Genomic DNA, 19085 nt, shown 5'->3' with positions numbered 1-19085 from the left:
CGCGCAACGCCCCTCCTGGATGAGTGACGTTTCTGGTGATTGCACTCGCCGGGTGGGCGCGCTATTCTCTCCACAAGGCCATCTCACACTAATGTGACGCGAGTCAGCATAATGAAACATGACCGTAACACGCCAATGACGGCGCGGACACATGCGATGAGTAGGAATGGTCTTAGCAGGTTGGCACCACGGGGCCTGCACCCCGCATCATCCCGACTGATCGATAGGACCCAGCATGCGTTCTTCCTCCCCTTCCCGCACTCGCCACCTCGTTCGGGCGACGATTCCGGCCGTCGCCGTGATCGGAGTCCTCGCTCTCGCCGGATGCAGCAGCTCCGACACCGCAGCCACGGCTGAGACGGCTCCGGCCGACGACGTCTTCAATCAGGAGCTCCACGATCTCCTGCCCCAGTCGATCCAGGATTCCGGGGTCATCTCCTTCGGCGCTCTCTGGGAGACTCCTCCCGTGATCGGTGTCGACGCCGCCGACGCGACCACGCCCATCGGTATCGCACCCGACCTCGCGGCCAAGATCGCACCCATCCTCGGCGTGAAGGCGGAGTGGTCGAACCTGCAGTGGCCGGCCCAGCTTCCGGGTGTGCAGGCAGGAACGGTCGACGCCCTGTTCGGTCAGGTCACCATCACCGCCGAGCGCGAGCAGTCCATCGTCGACCTCGTCCCGTTCCAGAAGACCGAGGAGGGGCTGCTCCTGCCGGCGGGCAACCCGAAGGACGTCGAGAAGCTCGCCGACGCGTGCGGCCTGACGATCGCGGTGCCGGTCGGTTCCAACCAGTCCGAGAAGGTCAAGGCGATCAGCGACGCCGAGTGCGCGAGCGACCCGATCCAGATGGCCGAGTACCAGGGCGCGACCGCCGCTGTGCAGGCACTCCGGGCGGGAACCGTCGACGCCTGGTTCGACACCGCCGCGAGCCTGCAGGCGATCGTCGACAAGGACTCCGCCACCTTCACCTCCATCGTGCTGCCCGAGTCCGAGATCCCGGCGGAGTTCGGCGGTATCGCCGTCGCCAAGGCCAACCCGGGTCTCTCCAAGGCGATCGCCGGCGCGCTCAAGGTGCTGATCGAGGATGGCAGCTACGACGCCGTCTACCAGGAATACGACGTGGCGCCGATGGCGATCACGGTGGACGAGCTGGTCATCAACCCGACGACCGGCACGGCTCCCGGTGAGGTCGCCGCGTCCTGACCCGCTCGAGGCGGCCGGGTCGCAGCCCGCAGCCCGGCCGCTTCGCCTCGACCTCGGCATCCCCACGAAGGAGTAACGCGATGACACTGGACAGTCCCACCCTCACGGACACCGACCGAGGGCTGCTCTCCGCCCTGCAGGATCCGACGAGCGCCGCCGCCATCGTGGCGAACGTCGAGGCCATCCTCCCCATCGTCGGCGAAGAGGCCGAGGCCACCTCCCGACAGCACTTCATGACGGAGCGCGCACGCGAGGCCCTCCGCGCCGCCGGAGTCTTCCGGGTGGGCTTCGCCGCCCACCGCGGCGGCCCGGAGATGCCGCTCACCGCGCAGACCCGCATCGCCGAGCTCATCGCCACCCGCGACGCGAGCATCGCGTGGAACGCGGCCATCCTCGCGGCGACGGGGTTCTACGCCGGGCGGCTGGGCGATGAGGCCTTCGCCGAGCTCTATCCCGAGCTCGACCTGCCCACCTGCGGCTCGTTCCACCCGCGAGGCCGCGCAGACGTCGTCGAGGGTGGCTACCGCGTCACCGGGCGATGGAAGTTCGGCAGCGGCATCCGCTCGGCCCATCACATCGTGGGCGGCGTCGAAGTGTTCGACGCCGGCGAGAAGGTGCTCAAAGACGACGGCACCCCCCTCGTGCTGGGCGTCTGGCTGCCGGCCGATCAGGTCGAGATCCAGAACGACTGGGACACCATCGGCCTCCGCGGCTCGGGGAGCAACGGCTACGACGTCACCGACGTGTTCGTGCCGGAGGGGCACTCCTTCGACCGCTATTTCGACCCGGATCCGGATGCCGAGCCCCTGAACAAGCTGGTCGACCTGCCGTTCTACAGCACGGCCGGCATCGCCGTGGGCATCGCGCAGCACGCGGTCGACCTCGCCACGGCGGGCCTTCGCGCGAAAGCGGGGACGGCGCCGATCGACACCCGCAAGCTCGGGTTGCTGGGGGAGGCGGAGAGCTATCTGCGGGCTGCCCGCGCCGTGGTGTATCAGGGTGTGCAGCGCATCGACGAGTCGATCTTCACCCCCGGCGAGCTGCCGAGCGACTCGATCATGGCCCGGGGCGACGCCCCGGTCGCCGCCGATCTGGCTCGCCGGATCGTCGACCTGTGCGCGGAGCTGCTCGGCGCCCAGGTGGTCTACACCGCGGGGCCGTTCGAGGTGCTCATCCGCGACCTCACGGCCGTGGCCGCTCACGCGTCCACCTGGCGCAGTCGCTGGGTCGAGGTCGGCAAGACCCTGATCGAGGACGAAGACCGATGACGGAGGGAACGGTGGTGACCGAGACCGGATCGACCAGCGGGCGCGTGAACCTGAAGACCAGGTCGTTGCTCACGAGGGAGAACAAGCTCAACGTGGTGCCCGTGCGGCACTGGGGCCGCGGTGTGCTCGCCGTGGTGTCGGTGATCGTGCTGATCAGCGTCGTGCTGGGCCTGTGGACCAACCCGAACATCCAATGGCCGATCGTGGGGGAGTTCCTCTTCAGCCCGGCCATCCTCAAGGGGCTCGGCACGACGCTCGAGATCACCGCCGTGTCGATGGTGTTCGCGCTCGTGCTCGCCGTGGTGATCGCCGTGATGCGCATCTCGCCCAGCCGGATCGTGAGCGGATTCGCGGCCGGCTACGTCTTCATCTTCCGCGGCGTGCCACTGATCGTGCTGCTGATCTTCGTGGGCAACCTCGGCCTGTTCTTCCAGAACTTCGCGATCGGCATCCCGTTCACCGACATCACCTTCTGGTCGGTGCCGGTGAAAGAGGTGATGACGCCCTTCCTGGCATCGGTGATCGGGCTCTCGCTGGCCGGATCGGGCTACATGGCCGAGATCGTGCGAGGCGGGCTGCTCTCGATCGGGCGCGGGCAGCACGAGGCCGCGAAGGCGCTCGGCCTGAACGGGGCCCGCACGCTCCGTTACGTCGTGCTCCCGCAGGCCCTGAGGGTTCTGCTTCCTCCCATGGGCAACGAGTTCATCAGCATGCTGAAGGCCTCGGCCATCGTCTCTGTGATCGCCGGTGGCGACCTGCTCACCGTGGCGCTCGGCATCTCCGGGTCGAACTTCCGCACGATCGAGCTGCTGATCGTCGCGACCATCTGGTACCTGCTGGTGATCACGGTGTTGACGATCGTGCAGTACTTCATCGAGAAGAGGACGGCCGAACGATGACCGCAGAGACTCAGACCCTGGTGCGCCCGATGGTGTCGGTGGAGGGCGTCGACAAATGGTTCGGGCAGAACCAGGTGTTGTTCGACATCGATCTGCAGATCGCCGAAGGCGAGACCGTGTGCCTGATCGGGCCGTCCGGCTCGGGCAAGAGCACCCTGCTGCGCTGCATCAACCACCTCGAGGAGATCAACACCGGCCGCATCCGGGTGGGCGACGATCTCATCGGCTACCGCGAGAAACGCGGGCGTCTGCACGAGCTGAAGGAGCACGAGGCGTGCCACCAGCGGGTGCGGGTGGGCATGGTCTTCCAGCAGTTCAACCTCTTTCCGCACATGACCGCGCTGGAGAACATCGCCTTCGCGCCGATCAAGATCCTGCGGGTTCCGAAGGCCGAGGCGATCTCGCGCGCTCGCACGCTGCTCGAACGCGTGGGGCTGGCGGCGAAGGCCGACTTCTACCCGTCGCAGTTGTCGGGCGGGCAGCAGCAACGCGTCGCCATCGCCCGGGCCGTCGCCATGCGCCCCACGGTGCTGCTCTTCGACGAACCCACCAGCGCCCTCGACCCCGAGCTGGTGGGCGAGGTGCTCGAGGTGATGAAAGACCTCGTACGCACGGCCAACATGACCATCGTCGTGGTGACCCACGAGATGGGCTTCGCCCGCGAAGTCGCCGATCGCGTGGTGTTCATGGCCGACGGGCGCCTCGTGGAGCAGGGCGAGCCGGCGCAGGTGCTCGACTCGCCCCAGAACGCCCGTACGCGTGAATTCCTCTCCGCGGTGATCCGGTGACGATGGCGACCACGCCGGATGCGCTCGGCGCCGTCGCGGGCGGCGGTGCGCTGGCCGGCCGGGTGGCGTTCGTCGCCGGCGCCACGGGCACGATCGGCCGCGCGGTCGCGGCCGAGCTCGCGGCTCTCGGAGCCACCGTCGTGGTGCACTGCCGGGGCGACCGGAGCGGGGCCGAGGCGCTCGCTGGAGCGCTGCCCGGCGAGCATCCGGTCGTTCAGGCCGACCTCGGAGACGCGGGCGCGCTCGAGGGCGCTTTCGCCGAGGTGGAGTCGCTCGTCGGTCCCGTGACCGTTCTCGTCAACACGGTGCACGCGGGGCAGGGCCCGGTCCGGGTGGCCGACGCGACACCCGGCATCATCGACGCCGAGTTCGCCGGCGTGAAGCTGCACGCGGCGCTCGTCGCCCGCGTCGTTCCCGGCATGCGCGACGAGGGCTGGGGCCGCGTGGTGTACCTCTCGGGTGCCCTCATGTCGAGGCCTCACCCTGGCTTCGGAATCTACGGTGCCGCCAAGGCGGCCGCGACCACGCTCACCCGCTACCTCGCACTCGAAGAGGGGCGCAACGGCATCACCGCGAATGTGGTGGCGCCGGGCCGTGTGGTCGATCCGGCCGAGCAGGTCGAGTTGGACGCCACCCGGCAGGAGCTGTCCGACCGCCTGCTCGAGCGCACCGCACTCGGCGTCTTCCCCTCGCCGCTCGAGGTGGCCCAGGTGGTGTCGATGCTCGTCGGCCCCGGTTCGGGATCGATCACCGGGCAGACCATGTGGGTGACCGGCGGGGAGCCCATCGGAAGCTGATCCGCCCCTGCCACCCTTCCCTTGCGCCTTGAAAGGACACGCGCCATGACCGCGATCGACACGAACCCCAGCCCGCGCGAAGCGACCACCGAGACCATCCGCGCCGAATACGGGCTCTCGGTGCCCGACACCGCCGAGGCCATCGTCGGCAACGCGCACGCGATCCTCCCCGTGATCGCCGAGGAGGCCGACGAGATCGAGAGGCTGGCGCGCCTCAGTCCGCGTGCCGAGCGGGTGATGCGAGCCGCCGGCGTGTTCGAGATGGGCTTCCCGGCCCACCGGGGCGGGGTCGAGGCCACCCTCGCCCAGCAGGTGGAGGTCACCGCCCTGATCGCCGCCGTGGATGCCTCGGCGGGCTGGAACGTGGGCGTTCTGAACGCCGGCGGCTACTACGCCGGACGCCTCGGCGACGAGGCCTACGCCGAGCTCTACCCCACGCGGGACATGCCGACCAGTGGCGCCTTCCACCCCCGGGGGCGCGCTGAGCGCGTCGACGGCGGCTACCTGGTGACCGGTGAGTGGAACTGGGGCTCCGGAAGCTACACGGCCGAGCACATCGTCGGCGGAGCCGAGGTGTTCGAGAACGGAGAGCCCGTGACGGGAGCCCACGGCAAGCAGATGCACCTCGGCCTCTGGCTGCCGCGGCCGAGCATCGAGGTTTCCCACAACTGGCAGACCCTCGGCGTGCGCGGCTCGGGCAGCACCTCCTACTCGATCACCGAGCCGGCCTTCGTGCCGGCCGGTCACGCCTTCGACCGGGAGGCGCTCGACAACGGTGACGCCGATCCGCTCAACAAGAGCGTGCACGTGTCGCATTTCGCCCTCACGGGCGTCGTGCTGGGTGTCGCCCGGCACGCGGTGCAGCTCGCCGGCGACTTCGTGCGCGCGCGGCTCGGCTCCGCCGACGCGGCGAAGATCGACGCGGCCACCCGGCAGGCGCTCGGGGAGGCGATGGGCGAGGTCGACTTCGCCTACGCCGGCGTTCGCGAGGTGGCCCGGCTCACCGACGAGGTGCTCTGGACCCCCGGACTCGCCCTCACCCCGGTGCAGCGGACGCGGATGACGGCGGCGAACGCCGTGGCCGCCAACGCCCTCCGGCGCTCGATGAACCTGTGCATGGAGATCGCGTCGGCCAGCTACATCCTCGACGTGAACCCCATCCAACGGGTGCTGCGCGACGGTATGAGCGCGCTCGCGCACGCCGGCACCCGGCGCACGCACCTCGGCACCTATGCCGCGGCAGCACTCAACAACCCTCAGAACGGATACACGATCCCCGACGACGTCTCCAACGACGGCGGAGCACGCGTTCGAGAGAGCCGATGAGCGACATGGCCGGAGGTGTCTCTCCCGGCACCGGACGGGTGCGGGTCACCGTGACGCGCGTCGACAAGCCTCGCGGGTCGGCCAAGGTGGGCGACTGGTTCGAGGTCGACGGCAGCCGGCTGTTCCTGCCGCCCGGTCAGTCGTTCTGCCCCTACGCACTCATGGCGGTGTTCCCGATCGTGGTGATGCGCCAGGGTGATCTGCCCGCCGATAGCTGGCTCGTGCGAAAGCCCTACATCTGCGGACCCGATGCGGAGGAGAACCTCGTGATGAGGGTCGAAGCCGTCCCCGCCGCCGAGGTGCTCGCGTGACCGGGCGCACCGTGCGGTGCACGGTCGAATCGATGGCCTACTCCGCCTGCGGTCTGAAGACGGGGGACTGGTTCGAAGTCGACGCCGACGGACTCCGCCTGCCCGACGGATTGCCGTTCTGCGCGTTCGCCATCACCACGGTTCTGCCCCTCGTGAACGGGCGCCTCGATGACGACGGCGCCGACGACTGGCTCGCCTCGAAACCGCTCGTGCAATGCCCCGACCCGCCGGAAGCGCTGCGGATGCGCCTCGAGATCGTGCAGCCGGCGCCCGCGGCCGACGGTTCCGCTTCCGAACCCGACCAGACAGGATTCACCGCATGACCCGCCCCATCGCCTTCAGCGCCCGGATCGGCGGAACGGCTGCCAGCCCCGGAGCCCTCGCCGATCGGGCCGTCCTCGCCGAGGAGTCCGGGTTCGATCAGGTCTGGACGGGCAACGACCTCTTCGGCCACTCCGGTCTCGTGGCGCTCGTCGCGATCGCGATGCGCACCACCCGGATCGGCTTCGGTTCGGGGGTGATGGACCCGGTGTCGCTGCATCCGGCCCAGATCGCCAGCTTCGCGTCGGCGCTCCAGGAGCTCTCGGGCGATCGGTTCCGGCTGGGTCTCGGGGCCGGATCGGACGTGTTCTACTCGTGGGCGGGTCTCACCCCGCCGCCCCCGGTGGTGCGCACACGCCAGGCGGTGATCGCCATCCGGGCGCTCCTGGAGGGCCGGAGCCCGGCCGGCTTGGAGGGCGTCGCCGACGGCTGGACGGAGCAGGCCGTCTTGCGCGAACCCCGGCCCACCCCGATCTACGTCGGAGCCCTGGGCCCGAAGATGATCGAGATGACCGGCCGGCTCGCCGACGGCGCCCTGTCGCTCTGCCTTCCGCCCCGGCACGTCTTCGGCGTGATCGAGCAGATCACGGCCGGAGCCGAGAAGGCGGGACGCTCGATCGAGGACCTCGACGTCGCCGCCTGCGTGTGGGTGTCGATCTCCGATGACCGCGACGAGGCCCGCGCCCTGCTGGCCCGGCACATCGCCGTCTACAGCGGGTCGCTCTCCACCGAAGCGCTGGCCGCGAACGGGCTCGACCCCGAGGAGTTCGCCCGCACCCAGCAACTCATGCTCGAGGGTCGTGAGGACGACGCCGTCGCCTCGGTCACCGACTCGATGCTCCAGCTCGGAATCGTGGGCGAGGCCGCCGAGGTGATCGACCAGTGCGGCGCCCTGATCGACGCGGGCGCCCGCCACATCTCGTTCGGGCCGCCGATGGCACCCGACCCCGGGCGCGCGCTGCGCCTGCTCGGCGACCAGGTGCTGCCGGCCCTGCGCGCGATGTTCTGACCCCCCACCCCCATCTCACTGAAACGAAGGAATCACCATGCTCTACGTCTACGGCGGCGTGCCCACCGACCCCGCGAAGCGCGCCGAGATCGAGGAGGCGGCGCGAGCCTTCCAGGAGAAGTGCCTCGCGGAGGAGGGGTGCGTGGAGTACAACCTCTCCTGGTCGATCGCCGAACCCGGCTACCTGCGCCTGCTCGAGGTCTGGGTGCCGAATGAAGCCCACGCCACGCACACGCAGCAGCCGCACGTGCTGGAGTGGACGGCGTTCATCCAGTCGGCGGCGACCGCTCCGCCGTCGTTCTCGAAGTTCGTCGTCGATGTTGTCTCGTAAGCCTGACGCTCGTCGTAATTAAGAGATAGAGTGAAGAGGTGGACAACGACACGACAGCAGCGACCAACACGCGCGCCCTCGAAGACGGCATCGTCACCGACCTGCGCGAGAAGATGACGTACGGTTCCTACCTCGATCTCGACACCTTGCTCAGCGCGCAGAATCCGGTGAGCCGACCGGAGCACCACGACGAGCTGTTGTTCATCATCCAGCACCAGACCACCGAGCTCTGGCTGAAGCTCGTGCTGCACGAGCTTCGCGAGGCGTGCTCGCTCATCGCCGCCGACGAACTCGCGGCGGCGCTCAAGAAGGTGGCGCGGGTGAAGCACATCCAGAAGACGATGACCGAGCAGTGGTCGGTGCTGGCGACTCTGACCCCGAGCGAATACGTGCAGTTCCGGGATTCCCTGGCCAACAGCTCCGGCTTCCAGTCGTACCAGTACCGGGCCGTGGAGTTCGCCCTCGGCAACAAGAACGCGAAGATGCTGCAGATCTTCGACGGTGAGCCGCAGGCTCGCGCCCTGCTCGACGATCTGCTGCACCGGCCGAGCGTCTACGACGAGTTCCTCCGCTACCTGGCGCGTCGCGGGTTCGACATCCCGGCATCCGTGCTCGAGCGCGACGTCACGGTGGCCCACACGATGACGCCGGAGCTGCTGCCGGTCTTCATCGAGATCTACGACAACGCCGAGAAGTACTGGGCCATCTACGAAGCCTGCGAGGAGTTCGTCGACCTGGAGGACAACTTCCAGCTCTGGCGCTTCCGGCACCTGCGAACGGTGCAACGCACCATCGGGATGAAGACGGGAACCGGTGGCTCGAGCGGAGTGGACTTCCTGCGCCGCGCCCTCGACCTGACCTTCTTTCCCGAGCTGTTCGCCGTTCGCACCGAGATTGGACGCTGACATGACCCTGTTCGAGACCGATGCTCCGACGGCGGCGGAGCTCGACGCCCGCGACCCGCTGCGGGAGTACCGCGACCGATTCCTGGGCGCCGACGACCCCGAGATCCGCGCCTACCTCGATGGCAACTCACTCGGTCGGCCCACCAAGGGGTTGCCGGAGAAGATCGCTGCCTTCGTCACCGACCAATGGGGTGCGCGTCTCATCCGCGGCTGGGACGAGCAATGGCTCGACCTGCCCGTGCAGCTCGGCGACCGGATCGCTCGGGAAACCCTCGGCGCGGCCGCCGGCCAGACCGTCGTGGCCGATTCGACGACGGTGTCGCTCTACAAGCTCATCCGCACGGCCCTGCACGCGCGCCCCGGGCGCACCGAGATCGTGATCGACCGCGGCAACTTCCCGACGGATCGCTTCGTGGTGGAGGGCGTCGCCGAGGAGACCGGGTCGGTCATCCGCTGGATCGAGACCGACCCCGGTGCGGGGGTGACGCTGGCGGAGGCCGATGCGGTCATCGGCGAGAACACGGCGGTGATCGTGCTGAGCCAGATCGCCTACCGGTCGGGTTACATCGCGGATGTTCCCGGCATCACGGCTCTCGCGCACGAGCGAGGCGCCCTGGTGCTCTGGGATCTCTGCCACTCCGTGGGCGCCATCCCCATCTCCCTCGACGAGTGGGGCGTCGATCTGGCCACGGGCTGCACCTACAAGTACCTCAACGGCGGCCCCGGGTCGCCCGCGTTCCTCTACGTGAACCAGGCCTTGCTCGCCTCCGCTCGCCAGCCGATCTGGGGCTGGATGGGCGACCGCGCACCCTTCGACATGGCCGACGGCTATCAACCGGCTCCGAGCATCCGCCGCTTCATCAGCGGCACTCCGCCCATCATGGGCATGATCGCGATGCAGGAGATGCTCGATCTCATCGCCGAAGCGGGGATCGACGCCATCCGCACCAAGTCGCTGGCGCTGTCGGACTACGCCATCGCCCTCTACGACGAGCGGCTCGCTCCTCTCGGAGTGGAGCTCTCGACCCCGCGTGAGCACGCCGTGCGCGGAAGCCACGTGACCGTCGATCATCCGCGGTTCTCCGGTTTGATGCACGCGCTGTGGGCGAAGGGAGTGATTCCGGATTTCCGGGCCCCGTCGGGCATCCGCATCGGACTGTCGCCGCTGTCCACGAGCTTCGAGGAGGTCGAGATCGTGATCGACGCGATCCACGCCCTCCTCACCGAGGCCGATGCCTCCACCCCGGTCGACTCGACGAAAGGTGCCTGACCATGGGTCTTCAGAAGCGACTCCCCGAGCCGGCGCTGCTGCGCCAGACCTTCTCTCTCTTCCCCTCGGGCGTGGCCTGCATCGGTGCCGTCGTCGACGGGGCCAACGAAGCCATCGTCGCCTCGTCTTTCACGGTCGGCGTCTCGCTCGACCCGCCGCTGGTGTCGTTCGCCGTGCAGAACACGTCCACCACCTGGCCGATCATCCGGCGCGCGCCGCTGGTCGGTGTGTCGGTGATGGGGTCAGGGCACAGCGAGGTGTGCCGGCAGATCGCGTCGAAAGACAAATCCCGTCGGTTCGAGGGGATGGACATCGAACTGAGCTCGACCGGATCGCTCTTCGTTCCCGACTCGCCGGTGTGGCTCGAGTGCTCCGTCTTCAGCGAGGTGCCGGCGGGCGACCATCACGTGGTGCTGCTCGAGGTGACGGCGCTGGGCTTCAATCCCGACCTGAACCCCCTGGTGTTCCACCGTTCCTCGTTCTCGCGCGTTCACGGTGACGACTGAGTCCGGGCCCGCGCCGGGTGACGGAAGCGTTCCGGATGTCACGGATCGCTACGGCCCCGACGAGTTGCACCTCGTCGACCTGTTCGCCGCGCGGGGGCGGATGCATCGAGGCCTCGTCGTGCTCCTGCACGGCGGCTTCTGGCGCCGCCGCTGGGATCGCACCCACCTCTACCCGATGGCCGTCGCCCTCAGCGAGGAGGGGTACACGGTGGCCCTGCCGGAGTACCGGCGCGTCGGCGATGCCGGTGGCGGATGGCCGGGCACCGGCGATGACGTGCTGCTCCTGCTGGAGACCGTGCCCGAGCTCGTGCGCCGGCGCTTCGGCGACGCCGCGGCCGACCGCATCACGCTCGTCGGTCACTCCGCCGGCGGCCACCTCGCGCTCTGGAGTCAGACGAGGGCCGTGACCGTCGATGCGGTGGTCGCGCTCGCGGGCGTGCTCGACCTCGCCGCGGCGCATCGGGAGCGGTTGAGCGTGGGCGCCGTGAGCGAGCTCCTGGGCGGGGCCGATCAGGCGGAGTTCTCCTCGATCCTCGCCGGCGCCGACCCGATGCAGCTGCCCGTGCCCGCGGATGTCGCCCTCACGCTCGTTCACGGCTCACTCGACGACGAGGTGCCCGCGTCGTACAGTCGCGGCTACGCAGATCGCGATGCGCGCATCACGCTCCAGGAGCTGCCGGATGCGGGCCACTACGAGTTGATCGATCCGACGAGCGGAGCCTGGCCTGCGGTGCTCGCCGCGCTCGGCCGGCACTGAGAGGAACACCATGACCATCACCCTGGGTTACAAGGCCTCCGCCGAGCAGTTCGGCCCGCGCGAGCTGGTCGAACTGGCCGTCACCGCCGAGCGGCACGGCTTCGAGTCGGTCGCGGTGAGCGATCACTTCCAACCCTGGCGCCACACCGGCGGACACGCGCCCTCGGCCTTGGCGTGGATGGCCGCGGTGGGCGAGCGCACCTCGCGCATCCGCATCGGCACCAGCGTGCTCACCCCCACTTTCCGCTACAACCCTGCCGTGCTCGCCCAGACCTTCGCCACCATGAGCTGCCTCACTCCCGGTCGGCTCTGGCTCGGCGTGGGCACCGGCGAGGCCCTCAACGAGATCGCCACCGGCACCCGGGAGTGGCCCGAGTTCAAGGAGCGCTTCGCCCGGCTCCGCGAGAGCGTCGAGCTGATGAGGGCGCTGTGGAGCGGGGAACGCGTGACGTTCGACGGCGACTACTACCGCGCGGTCGACGCCTCCATCTACGACGTCGATCCCGGCGGCGTGCCGATCTACGTCGCTGCGGGCGGCCCGGTCGTCGCGCGCTACGCCGGCCGCGCCGGCGACGGCTTCATCTGCACCTCGGGCAAGGGTGCGGAGCTCTACACCGACCAGCTCGTGCCCGCGGTGAAGACGGGGGCGGAGTCGGCGGGGAGGTCGTTCGAGTCGATCGACCGGATGATCGAGATCAAGCTCTCCTACGAGGAGACCGAGGCGGCGGCGCTCGAGAACACCCGCTTCTGGGCGCCGCTGTCGCTCTCGAAGGAGCAGAAGCACGACATCACCGATCCGGTCGAGATGGAGCGGGCCGCCGACGCGCTGCCGATCGAGACCGTGGCCAAGCGCTGGATCGTGGGGTCGGATCCCGACGAGGTCGTCGCCGCGATCAAGCCCTACGTCGACTGGGGGTTCAACCACCTCGTCTTCCACGCGCCCGGGCACGACCAGCGCCGTTTCCTCGACCTCTTCGAGCGCGACCTCGCCGATCGACTGCGCGCCTTGAGTCGCTGAACGCGCCCGGCGGGCGGTGGCGCCCATCGAACGCCCCGCCCGCCGGCCGCGTTCAGCGAGCGCCCACCGCCACCGGCGACGCGGCGTCGTTCCGCGACGAGGCGTCGAGCACGGCGCCGTCGACCCAGCGTCGGTGCACGCCGTCCTCGACCGGTGAGACGGCTGCGGCGAGCAGTTCGAGGCGCGGCCTGACCGCATCCGTCCGGGCCGCCGGCGGCTTGCGCGATCCGGCACGGAAGGGCGCGATCCATTCGGCCCCCGGGCCGCGGTAGCCCTGGTCTGCGGCGGCGTGCAGCGTCCACTGCGGATCCCAGAGGTGGGTGCGACCGAGCGCCACGAGGTCGGCTCGACCCGCCAGCAGCAGGGAGTTGACGTCGTCGTACGACGACACCGCTCCGACCGCGATCACCGTCACCTGGGCGGCACGGCCGACCCGGTTGCGGATCTTGTCGGCGAACGGCGTCTGGTAGCTGCGGCCGTAGGCCGGGCGCTCCTGCTTGGCCACCTGGCCCGACGACACGTCGATGCCGTCGGCGCCGTGCGCGATGAACGCTGCGGCGATCTCGACGGCGTCGTCATCGGTGTTGCCGCCGGGCACCCAGTCATGGGCCGAGATGCGCACCAGCAGCGGGCGATCGGCCGGCCACACCTCCCGCACCGCGTCGAAGACCTCGAGCGGGTAGCGCAACCGGTTCTCCAGGGTTCCGCCGTACTCGTCGTCGCGGTGGTTGGCGAGCGGGGAGAGGAACGAGGAGAGCAGGTAGCCGTGGGCCGCGTGCACCTCGAGCAGGTCGAATCCCGCATCCGCAGCGCGCCGGGCGGCCGACACGAACTGCTCGCGCAGTTCGATCATGCCGGCGCGGGTGAGTGCGCGTGGCTCGGGGCTCGAGGGTCCGTAAGGGATGGCCGACGGGCCGACCGTCTCCCACCCGCCCTCGGGCAGCGGGTCGTCGATGCCCTCCCACATCAGCCTGGTCGAGCCCTTGCGGCCGGAGTGCCCGATCTGAGCGCCGATCTTCGCCGTGGTCGTGCCGTGCACGAAGTCGACGATCCGCTTCCAGGATGCCGCGTGCTCGTCCTCGTAGAGACCGCTGCACCCGAGGGTGATCCGGCCCTCCGCCGAGACCGCGATCATCTCGGTCATCACGAGTCCGGCGCCGCCCGCCGCCTTGCTGCCGAGGTGCACGAGGTGGAAGTCGCCCGCGACGCCGTCGACCGCGGAGTACATGTCCATCGCCGAGACCACCACGCGGTTCTTCAGGGTGAGGCCGCCGATCCGGTGCGGCTGGAACATCGCGGGGGCGGTGACGGATTCCTCCTCCGTTCCCGCGAAGTCCTGCAACACCGTGCCCGCGAATCCGGGATCGCGCAGAGCGAGGTTGTCGAAGGTGATCCGCCGGCTGCGCGTCAGCAGGTTGAAGGCGAACTGCAGCGGCTCCTGGTCGCCGTACTGGCCGATGTTCTCGAACCACTCCAGTGACGCCTGCGCGGCCCGCTGGGTCGAGAGCACGACGGGCTTGCGCTCGGCCTCGTAGGCCGTGAGCGCGGAGTCGAGCTCCGGATGCTCGTGCAGACACGCCGCGAGGGCCAGGGCGTCTTCCATGGCGAGCTTCGTGCCCGATCCGATCGAGAAATGGGCGGTGTGCGCAGCGTCGCCGAGCAGCACCACGTTCTGGTGCCGCCAGTGCTCGTTGCGCACGGTGGAGAAGTTCAGCCACTTGGAGTTGTTGCTGAGCACCCGCGAGCCGCCGAGCTCATCGGCGAACAACTTGGTGATGAGGGCGATCGATCGCTCGTCGCTGACGCCGGGCGGGAAGACCTCGGTCTCGCTCGCGTCGAAGCCGGCGCGCCGCCAGACGTCCTCGTGCATCTCCACGATGAAGGTGCTCTCCGTGGCCGAGTAGGGGTAGCCGTGGATCTGCATGACGCCGTAGGGCGTGTGCTTCACGATGAAGGTGAACGCCTCGAAGGCGCGGTCGAGTCCCAGCCACATGTACTTCGACCGGCGCACGTCGAGGGTCGGCCCGAAGCTGTCGGCGTAGCGGCTGCGCACCCGCGAGTTCAGGCCGTCGGAGGCGATCACGAGGTCGTGGTCGGCGGCCAGCAGCTCGGGGTCGGGCGCCTCGGTGCGGTAGTGCACCAGCACGCCCAGGTCGCGCGCCCGCTGCTGGAGCACGAGCAGGAGCTCCTTGCGGCTCATCGCCGCGAAGCCCTGGCCGCCGACGGTGTGGGTCACCCCGTCGAGGGTGATGTCGATGTCGGTCCAGCGGGCGAAGCGGTCACGCATCTCGGCCGCCACCACCCGGTCGGCGTTCTCGATGCCCCCGAGGGTCTCGTCGCTGAACACCACGCCGAAACCGAAGGTGTCGTCGGGGGCGTTGCGCTCCCACACCGTCACCTCGTGGGCGGGGTCGAGTTGTTTCATGAGGGCGGCGAAATACAGTCCGCCGGGTCCTGCGCCGATGATCGCGATCTTCATGGCGTCATGCCTCCGTGGGGGTCGGGGAGCCGGCCGGGGCGAGTTCTGCCGCGATCCGTTCTCGGAGAAGGAAGTGCTGGAGCTTTCCGCTGGGGTTGCGAGGGAGTGCGTCGACGAAGTCGATGCGTCGCGGCACTTTGTAGGGCGCAAGGCGCGCGCGCACGTGAGCCTGGATCGACTCCCGTGCGGCGTCGTCGGCGGCGATTCCGGGGCGCAGCACGACGAAGGCGTTGACGATGGCGCCCTTCTCCGGGTCGGGGCGCCCGACGACCGCCGATTCGGCGACATCCGGATGCAGGTCGATGACGCCCTCGACCTCGGGGGCGCCGATGTTGTACCCGGCCGCCACGATCATGCTGTCCGACCGGCCGCCGTAGACGAAGTAGCCCTCGTCGTCCTGCCGATAGCTGTCGCCCGTGACGTTCCAGCCGTTCTGCACATAGTCGGCCTGCCGCGGGTCGGCCAGGTAGCGGCATCCGGTCGGCCCGATGACGGCGAGGCGGCCGAGGGTGCCTCGCGGCGCCTCGCGGCCCTCGTCGTCGAGGATGGTGGCGCGGTATCCGGGCACCGGTCGGCCTGTCGAGCCGGGGCGGATGTCGTCTCCCGCAGCCGAGATGAACACGTGGAGCATCTCCGTGGCGCCGATGCCGTCGATCAGCCGCAGCCCGCTCGCGCCCTCCACGGCCTCGAAGGTCTCCCGGGGGAGGTGTTCGCCGGCGGAGACGCCGATCCGCAGCCGTCGGAGGGCGTCGGCGCGGCCCTCTTTGAGGATGGCGCGGTAGCCGGTGGGTGCGGTGTAGAGCACGCTGACGCCGAAGTCGTCGATCGCGTCGGCCAGCGCGACCGGTCCGGCGCGCTCCAGCAGCACCGAGGATGCGCCGAAACGGAAGGGGAAGATCACCAGGCCGCCGAGTCCGAAGGTGAACGCCAGCGGCGGCGATCCGGCACAGACGTCGTCAGGCTGCAGCTTCAGCACGTGGCGGGCGAAGGTGTCGGCGATCGCCAGGATGTCGCGGTGGAAGTGCATGGTGACCTTCGGCACCCCGGTGGTTCCCGAGGTGGGGCCGAGCATCGCGACGTCGTCGGCGGCCGTCTGCACCGTCGTGAACTCACCGGACTTCTCGGCGGCCGAGCGCACCAGTACGTCATCCGGACCTCCGAGCACCACCACCGGAACGGCGTCGTCGATCGCATCGGCGAGTTCGGCCGTGAAGCGGTGGTCGACGATCACCAGCCCCGGCTTCGTCTTCGCGGTGATCTTCGCGAGTTCCGCGGAGCGCCAGGCCACCATCGTCGTGACGACGACCGCCCCCGCCTTGACCACGGCGAACCAGGCCGCCACCGCCCAGGGGTTGTTGGGGATGCGCAGCAGCACGCGATTGCCCGGAACGATGCCGAAGTCTTCGGTGAGCACCTGCGCGATGCTGTTCGCCTGGTGTTGCAGGCGGCCGTAGGTCCAGACCTCTCCGTCGTCGGAGCGCAGCGCGATCCGATCGGGCCCGAAGCGCTCGACCGTCTCGTCGAGCAACGCTGCCGCGGCGTTCAACCGCTCGGGGTACTGCAGTTCGGGCAATGACTGTTCGATCACCGGCCAGCTCTCGGGCGCGGGAAGGTTGTCCCGCGCGAACGTGTCCAGGTGGGCAGAGGGCGTCAGGCTCATCGACGTCGTCCTTTCGGGATCGGGGTTCGGGTGGGCTCGGATCGGTCAGGCCGGTTCGGGGGCGCGGATCATGCCCTCCTGGGCGACGGACGCGACCAGGGCGCCCTCTCGGTCGAAGAAACGACCGAAGTTCAGGCCGCGGGCGCTCTGCACGCCACCGGACTCCTGCACGTAGAGGAGCCAGTCGTCGGCGCGGGCATCGCGATGGAACCACATCGCATGGTCGAGGCTCGCGGTGCGCAGCCCCGGCGACGACCAGTGCAGCCCCAGCACCCGCAACGAGGGCTCCAGGATGGTGTAGTCGCAGACGTAGGCGATCGCGGCCCGGTGCAGGGCCGGGTCGTCGGGCAGGCTCTCGAAGGCGCGCACCCACACTGCTTGGTGTGGGGCGTGCTCTCCCTCGAGCCGGCGGTAGAGGGGGCCGGGAACATGGCGGTGGTCGAAGCTGCGCCCGTGCGCCCAGTAGGTCGACGCGTCATCCTGCGCATCCCCGAGGTACTCCGCCGAGCTCGGCAGCGATTCAGGGGCCGGGACCTCGGGCCTGGCCGGGGCGTGGGTGGGGCCGGCCTCCGGCACCTGGAACGACGCCGTGCTGAGGAACACCGGCTTCTCGTGCTGGAATCCGCGCACCTGCCGGGTGGAGTATCCGCGTCCGTCGCGCAGCAGTTCCACCTCGTAGCGAACGGCGACCCCGACGTCGACGGGCCGCAGAAAGGAGTTGTGCAGCGAATGGAGCACGCGGTCGGCGGCGACGGTCGCGGTCGCGGCGACCACGGACTGTGCCACCATGTCGCCGCCGTAGGCCTTCGGCCAGGGAACGTACTGCGCTTCGGCCTCGAAGGCACGGTCGAACACGACGGCCGGCACCTCGGTGAGGGCGATGGCCCGGCGGAAGACCTCCGCGGATGAGGTCATACGCGACGGAACCCCTCGAGCACGCTGTCGTCGACCTCGGGCAGATCGACGACGATGTTGTCGGGGGTGCGCGTGGTCAACCAGATCAACTCGTCGGTGACCGACATGTTGGCTTCGACGTGCGGCATGAAGGGGGGCACGAACACCCAGTCGCCCTCGGCCATGTCGAGCCACTGCGCGTAGTCCTCGCCGAAGTAGATCCGGCCCCGGCCACGCAGCACGTAACCGCCTGTCTCCGCTTCGCCGTGGTGGTGGGGGAGCGAGCGGTAGCCGGGCTTGTTCGAGACCTGGCCGAACCAGATCTTCGTGGCCTCGGTGTGCTGCGGCCCCACCCCGGTGACGCGGATGCAGTCTCCCGAGGAGAGCGTGCGCGTGTCCTCCTCGCCGGAACGGGTGACCTGCGGGACTTTGTCCCAGCGCAACTCCGCGGTGTCGTCAGCGGTCATGATTCGTGCCTCTCTTCGTTCGTGATGATCCGGTCGCCCAGGACGATCCGGTTGCGGAGCTCTCCGATCCCCGCGATGCGGGTGATCACGACCTCCTGGTCGGCCAGGTAGCGTCGCGGCTTCCGGCCCAGTCCGACCCCGCCCGGGGTTCCCGTGAGCACCAGGTCGCCCGGTGCGAGCGCGGTGAACCCGGAGCTGTACGAGACCAGGGCCGGAGCGTCGAACACGAGGCGCGCGGTGTCGCTGCGCTGCATCAGTTCGTCGCCGATGTGACAGGTGATCTCGGCGCCGTCGGCCGGGTCGAACTCGTCGGCCGTCACGATCACCGGTCCCACCGGGGTGGTGGCGTCGAAGGCCTTGCCCTGGAACCACTGCAGGGTGCGGCTCTGCCAGTCCCGCATCGAGATGTCGTTCGCGATCGTGTAGCCGAGGATCGCGGCCTGCGCCGCCGCGCGATCGCCGTGGCGGAGGGGGGAGCCGATCACCACGGCGAGTTCGGCCTCCCAGTCGACGGCGGTCGAATCCGTCACCGTGATGTCGGCATCCGGGCCGGTCAGCGTGTCGGCGAACTTCGCGAAGAGCGTGGGGAACTCGGGCACCTCGCGGCCGGTCTCGGCGATGTGATCGGCGTAGTTCAGCCCGCAACAGATGACTTTGGCCGGATTCGGGAGGGGGTTGGCGAACAGCGCATCCGCTCCCGTGATGCGACGACCGGATGCGAGGGCCGCGTCGGCGTCGCTCCGCCAATTCACCCGGGAGACGAGAGAGGAGATGTCGGTCGCGCCATCGACGACCGCCCAGCCGCCACCCGCTGAAACGGCCGCCACGGTCTCGCCGCGGCTCGTTCTCAGTGCTGCCAGCTGCATCCGCTCGCC

Annotated in this window: 20 protein-coding genes; 15 read left to right on the top strand and 5 right to left on the bottom strand. The window is 69.4% G+C overall.

Annotated features, from left to right (window positions below; all coding sequences use genetic code 11):
* Window positions 1-235 precede the first annotated feature (235 nt).
* The 15 genes from BLW00_RS02835 (at window position 236) to fgd (ending at window position 12710) form a co-directional block, all read left to right on the top strand.
* Entirely contained in the window at window positions 236-1204 is a 969-nt protein-coding gene (locus BLW00_RS02835) for a transporter substrate-binding domain-containing protein (RefSeq protein WP_092548865.1), read from the top strand.
* An 80-nt stretch (window positions 1205-1284) separates the two neighbouring features.
* The gene (locus BLW00_RS02830) at window positions 1285-2472 is read left to right on the top strand and encodes an acyl-CoA dehydrogenase family protein (RefSeq protein WP_092548862.1); all 1188 of its coding nucleotides are present in this window, start codon (window positions 1285-1287) and stop codon (window positions 2470-2472) included.
* Window positions 2469-3371: an amino acid ABC transporter permease gene (locus BLW00_RS02825; protein WP_092548859.1), complete on the top strand. Its 903-nt coding sequence runs from the start codon at window positions 2469-2471 to the stop codon at window positions 3369-3371. Before BLW00_RS02830 ends, BLW00_RS02825 begins: the two co-directional genes overlap by 4 nt.
* Window positions 3368-4159: an amino acid ABC transporter ATP-binding protein gene (locus BLW00_RS02820; protein ID WP_281242369.1), complete on the top strand. Its 792-nt coding sequence runs from the start codon at window positions 3368-3370 to the stop codon at window positions 4157-4159. The genes BLW00_RS02825 and BLW00_RS02820 overlap by 4 nt, the downstream gene beginning before the upstream one ends.
* A 2-nt stretch (window positions 4160-4161) precedes the next feature.
* Complete coding sequence (locus tag BLW00_RS02815; RefSeq protein ID WP_092548856.1) at window positions 4162-4956, top strand: SDR family oxidoreductase; 795 nt, start codon at window positions 4162-4164, stop codon at window positions 4954-4956.
* A 45-nt stretch (window positions 4957-5001) separates the two neighbouring features.
* On the top strand, window positions 5002-6282 hold the full coding sequence (locus tag BLW00_RS02810; RefSeq protein ID WP_092548853.1) for an acyl-CoA dehydrogenase family protein: 1281 nt from the start codon (window positions 5002-5004) through the stop codon (window positions 6280-6282).
* Complete coding sequence (locus BLW00_RS02805; protein ID WP_092548851.1) at window positions 6279-6593, top strand: TIGR04076 family protein; 315 nt, start codon at window positions 6279-6281, stop codon at window positions 6591-6593. The genes BLW00_RS02810 and BLW00_RS02805 overlap by 4 nt, the downstream gene beginning before the upstream one ends.
* Complete coding sequence (locus tag BLW00_RS02800; protein WP_092548848.1) at window positions 6590-6916, top strand: TIGR04076 family protein; 327 nt, start codon at window positions 6590-6592, stop codon at window positions 6914-6916. The genes BLW00_RS02805 and BLW00_RS02800 overlap by 4 nt, the downstream gene beginning before the upstream one ends.
* Window positions 6913-7923 carry an LLM class flavin-dependent oxidoreductase gene (locus BLW00_RS02795; protein WP_092548845.1) on the top strand — a complete coding sequence of 337 codons (1011 nt, stop codon included), beginning with the start codon at window positions 6913-6915 and terminating at the stop codon, window positions 7921-7923. Before BLW00_RS02800 ends, BLW00_RS02795 begins: the two co-directional genes overlap by 4 nt.
* A 37-nt stretch (window positions 7924-7960) precedes the next feature.
* Entirely contained in the window at window positions 7961-8254 is a 294-nt protein-coding gene (locus BLW00_RS02790) for a putative quinol monooxygenase (RefSeq protein ID WP_092548842.1), read from the top strand.
* Window positions 8255-8367: 113 nt separating this feature from the next.
* Entirely contained in the window at window positions 8368-9159 is a 792-nt protein-coding gene (gene kynA / locus BLW00_RS02785; RefSeq protein ID WP_092551873.1) for a tryptophan 2,3-dioxygenase, read from the top strand.
* Window position 9160: 1 nt separating this feature from the next.
* On the top strand, window positions 9161-10429 hold the full coding sequence (kynU, locus tag BLW00_RS02780) for a kynureninase (protein ID WP_092548839.1): 1269 nt from the start codon (window positions 9161-9163) through the stop codon (window positions 10427-10429).
* Window positions 10430-10431: 2 nt separating this feature from the next.
* Entirely contained in the window at window positions 10432-10935 is a 504-nt protein-coding gene (locus tag BLW00_RS02775) for a flavin reductase family protein (protein ID WP_092548835.1), read from the top strand.
* A complete protein-coding gene (locus BLW00_RS02770; protein ID WP_092548832.1) occupies window positions 10925-11692 on the top strand; it encodes an alpha/beta hydrolase family protein in 768 nt (255 codons plus the stop codon). The genes BLW00_RS02775 and BLW00_RS02770 overlap by 11 nt, the downstream gene beginning before the upstream one ends.
* Before the next feature lie 10 nt (window positions 11693-11702).
* On the top strand, window positions 11703-12710 hold the full coding sequence (gene fgd / locus BLW00_RS02765) for a glucose-6-phosphate dehydrogenase (coenzyme-F420) (RefSeq protein ID WP_092548829.1): 1008 nt from the start codon (window positions 11703-11705) through the stop codon (window positions 12708-12710).
* Between the two features lie 52 nt (window positions 12711-12762).
* Here fgd and BLW00_RS02760 read toward each other — a convergent pair whose 3' ends face one another.
* The 5 genes from BLW00_RS02760 to BLW00_RS02740 are packed head-to-tail and all read right to left on the bottom strand — an operon-like array spanning window position 12763 to window position 19076.
* Complete coding sequence (locus tag BLW00_RS02760; RefSeq protein WP_092548826.1) at window positions 12763-15189, bottom strand: bifunctional salicylyl-CoA 5-hydroxylase/oxidoreductase; 2427 nt, start codon at window positions 15187-15189, stop codon at window positions 12763-12765.
* 4 nt (window positions 15190-15193) lie between these two features.
* A complete protein-coding gene (locus BLW00_RS02755) occupies window positions 15194-16849 on the bottom strand; it encodes an AMP-binding protein (protein WP_092548823.1) in 1656 nt (551 codons plus the stop codon).
* 45 nt (window positions 16850-16894) lie between these two features.
* The gene (locus BLW00_RS02750; protein ID WP_092548820.1) at window positions 16895-17764 is read right to left on the bottom strand and encodes an acyl-CoA thioesterase; all 870 of its coding nucleotides are present in this window, start codon (window positions 17762-17764) and stop codon (window positions 16895-16897) included.
* The gene (locus BLW00_RS02745; protein WP_092548817.1) at window positions 17761-18210 is read right to left on the bottom strand and encodes a cupin domain-containing protein; all 450 of its coding nucleotides are present in this window, start codon (window positions 18208-18210) and stop codon (window positions 17761-17763) included. Before BLW00_RS02745 ends, BLW00_RS02750 begins: the two co-directional genes overlap by 4 nt.
* Window positions 18207-19076: a fumarylacetoacetate hydrolase family protein gene (locus BLW00_RS02740; protein ID WP_092548814.1), complete on the bottom strand. Its 870-nt coding sequence runs from the start codon at window positions 19074-19076 to the stop codon at window positions 18207-18209. Before BLW00_RS02740 ends, BLW00_RS02745 begins: the two co-directional genes overlap by 4 nt.
* Window positions 19077-19085 lie beyond the last annotated feature (9 nt).

Origin of the sequence: Herbiconiux ginsengi, assembly GCF_900107435.1 — a bacterium.
In the GTDB taxonomy this organism is placed as follows: Bacteria; Actinomycetota; Actinomycetes; order Actinomycetales; family Microbacteriaceae; genus Herbiconiux; species Herbiconiux ginsengi.
Note: the sequence above shows the minus strand (reverse complement) of the source record. Positions and strands in the feature narration are given on the sequence as shown.

What these genes read in the sequence shown, in the direction of transcription:
- BLW00_RS02835 (WP_092548865.1), top strand. Translation starts at nt 236, where the DNA reads ATGCGTTCTTCCTCCCCTTCCCGCACTCGCCACCTCGTTCGGGCGACG.
- BLW00_RS02830 (WP_092548862.1), top strand. Translation starts at nt 1,285, where the DNA reads ATGACACTGGACAGTCCCACCCTCACGGACACCGACCGAGGGCTGCTC.
- BLW00_RS02825 (WP_092548859.1), top strand. Translation starts at nt 2,469, where the DNA reads ATGACGGAGGGAACGGTGGTGACCGAGACCGGATCGACCAGCGGGCGC.
- BLW00_RS02820 (WP_281242369.1), top strand. Translation starts at nt 3,368, where the DNA reads ATGACCGCAGAGACTCAGACCCTGGTGCGCCCGATGGTGTCGGTGGAG.
- BLW00_RS02815 (WP_092548856.1), top strand. Translation starts at nt 4,162, where the DNA reads ATGGCGACCACGCCGGATGCGCTCGGCGCCGTCGCGGGCGGCGGTGCG.
- BLW00_RS02810 (WP_092548853.1), top strand. Translation starts at nt 5,002, where the DNA reads ATGACCGCGATCGACACGAACCCCAGCCCGCGCGAAGCGACCACCGAG.
- BLW00_RS02805 (WP_092548851.1), top strand. Translation starts at nt 6,279, where the DNA reads ATGAGCGACATGGCCGGAGGTGTCTCTCCCGGCACCGGACGGGTGCGG.
- BLW00_RS02795 (WP_092548845.1), top strand. Translation starts at nt 6,913, where the DNA reads ATGACCCGCCCCATCGCCTTCAGCGCCCGGATCGGCGGAACGGCTGCC.
- BLW00_RS02790 (WP_092548842.1), top strand. Translation starts at nt 7,961, where the DNA reads ATGCTCTACGTCTACGGCGGCGTGCCCACCGACCCCGCGAAGCGCGCC.
- kynA (WP_092551873.1), top strand. Translation starts at nt 8,368, where the DNA reads ATGACGTACGGTTCCTACCTCGATCTCGACACCTTGCTCAGCGCGCAG.
- kynU (WP_092548839.1), top strand. Translation starts at nt 9,161, where the DNA reads ATGACCCTGTTCGAGACCGATGCTCCGACGGCGGCGGAGCTCGACGCC.
- BLW00_RS02775 (WP_092548835.1), top strand. Translation starts at nt 10,432, where the DNA reads ATGGGTCTTCAGAAGCGACTCCCCGAGCCGGCGCTGCTGCGCCAGACC.
- fgd (WP_092548829.1), top strand. Translation starts at nt 11,703, where the DNA reads ATGACCATCACCCTGGGTTACAAGGCCTCCGCCGAGCAGTTCGGCCCG.
- BLW00_RS02760 (WP_092548826.1), bottom strand. Translation starts at nt 15,189, where the DNA reads ATGAAGATCGCGATCATCGGCGCAGGACCCGGCGGACTGTATTTCGCC.
- BLW00_RS02755 (WP_092548823.1), bottom strand. Translation starts at nt 16,849, where the DNA reads ATGAGCCTGACGCCCTCTGCCCACCTGGACACGTTCGCGCGGGACAAC.
- BLW00_RS02750 (WP_092548820.1), bottom strand. Translation starts at nt 17,764, where the DNA reads ATGACCTCATCCGCGGAGGTCTTCCGCCGGGCCATCGCCCTCACCGAG.
- BLW00_RS02745 (WP_092548817.1), bottom strand. Translation starts at nt 18,210, where the DNA reads ATGACCGCTGACGACACCGCGGAGTTGCGCTGGGACAAAGTCCCGCAG.
- BLW00_RS02740 (WP_092548814.1), bottom strand. Translation starts at nt 19,076, where the DNA reads ATGCAGCTGGCAGCACTGAGAACGAGCCGCGGCGAGACCGTGGCGGCC.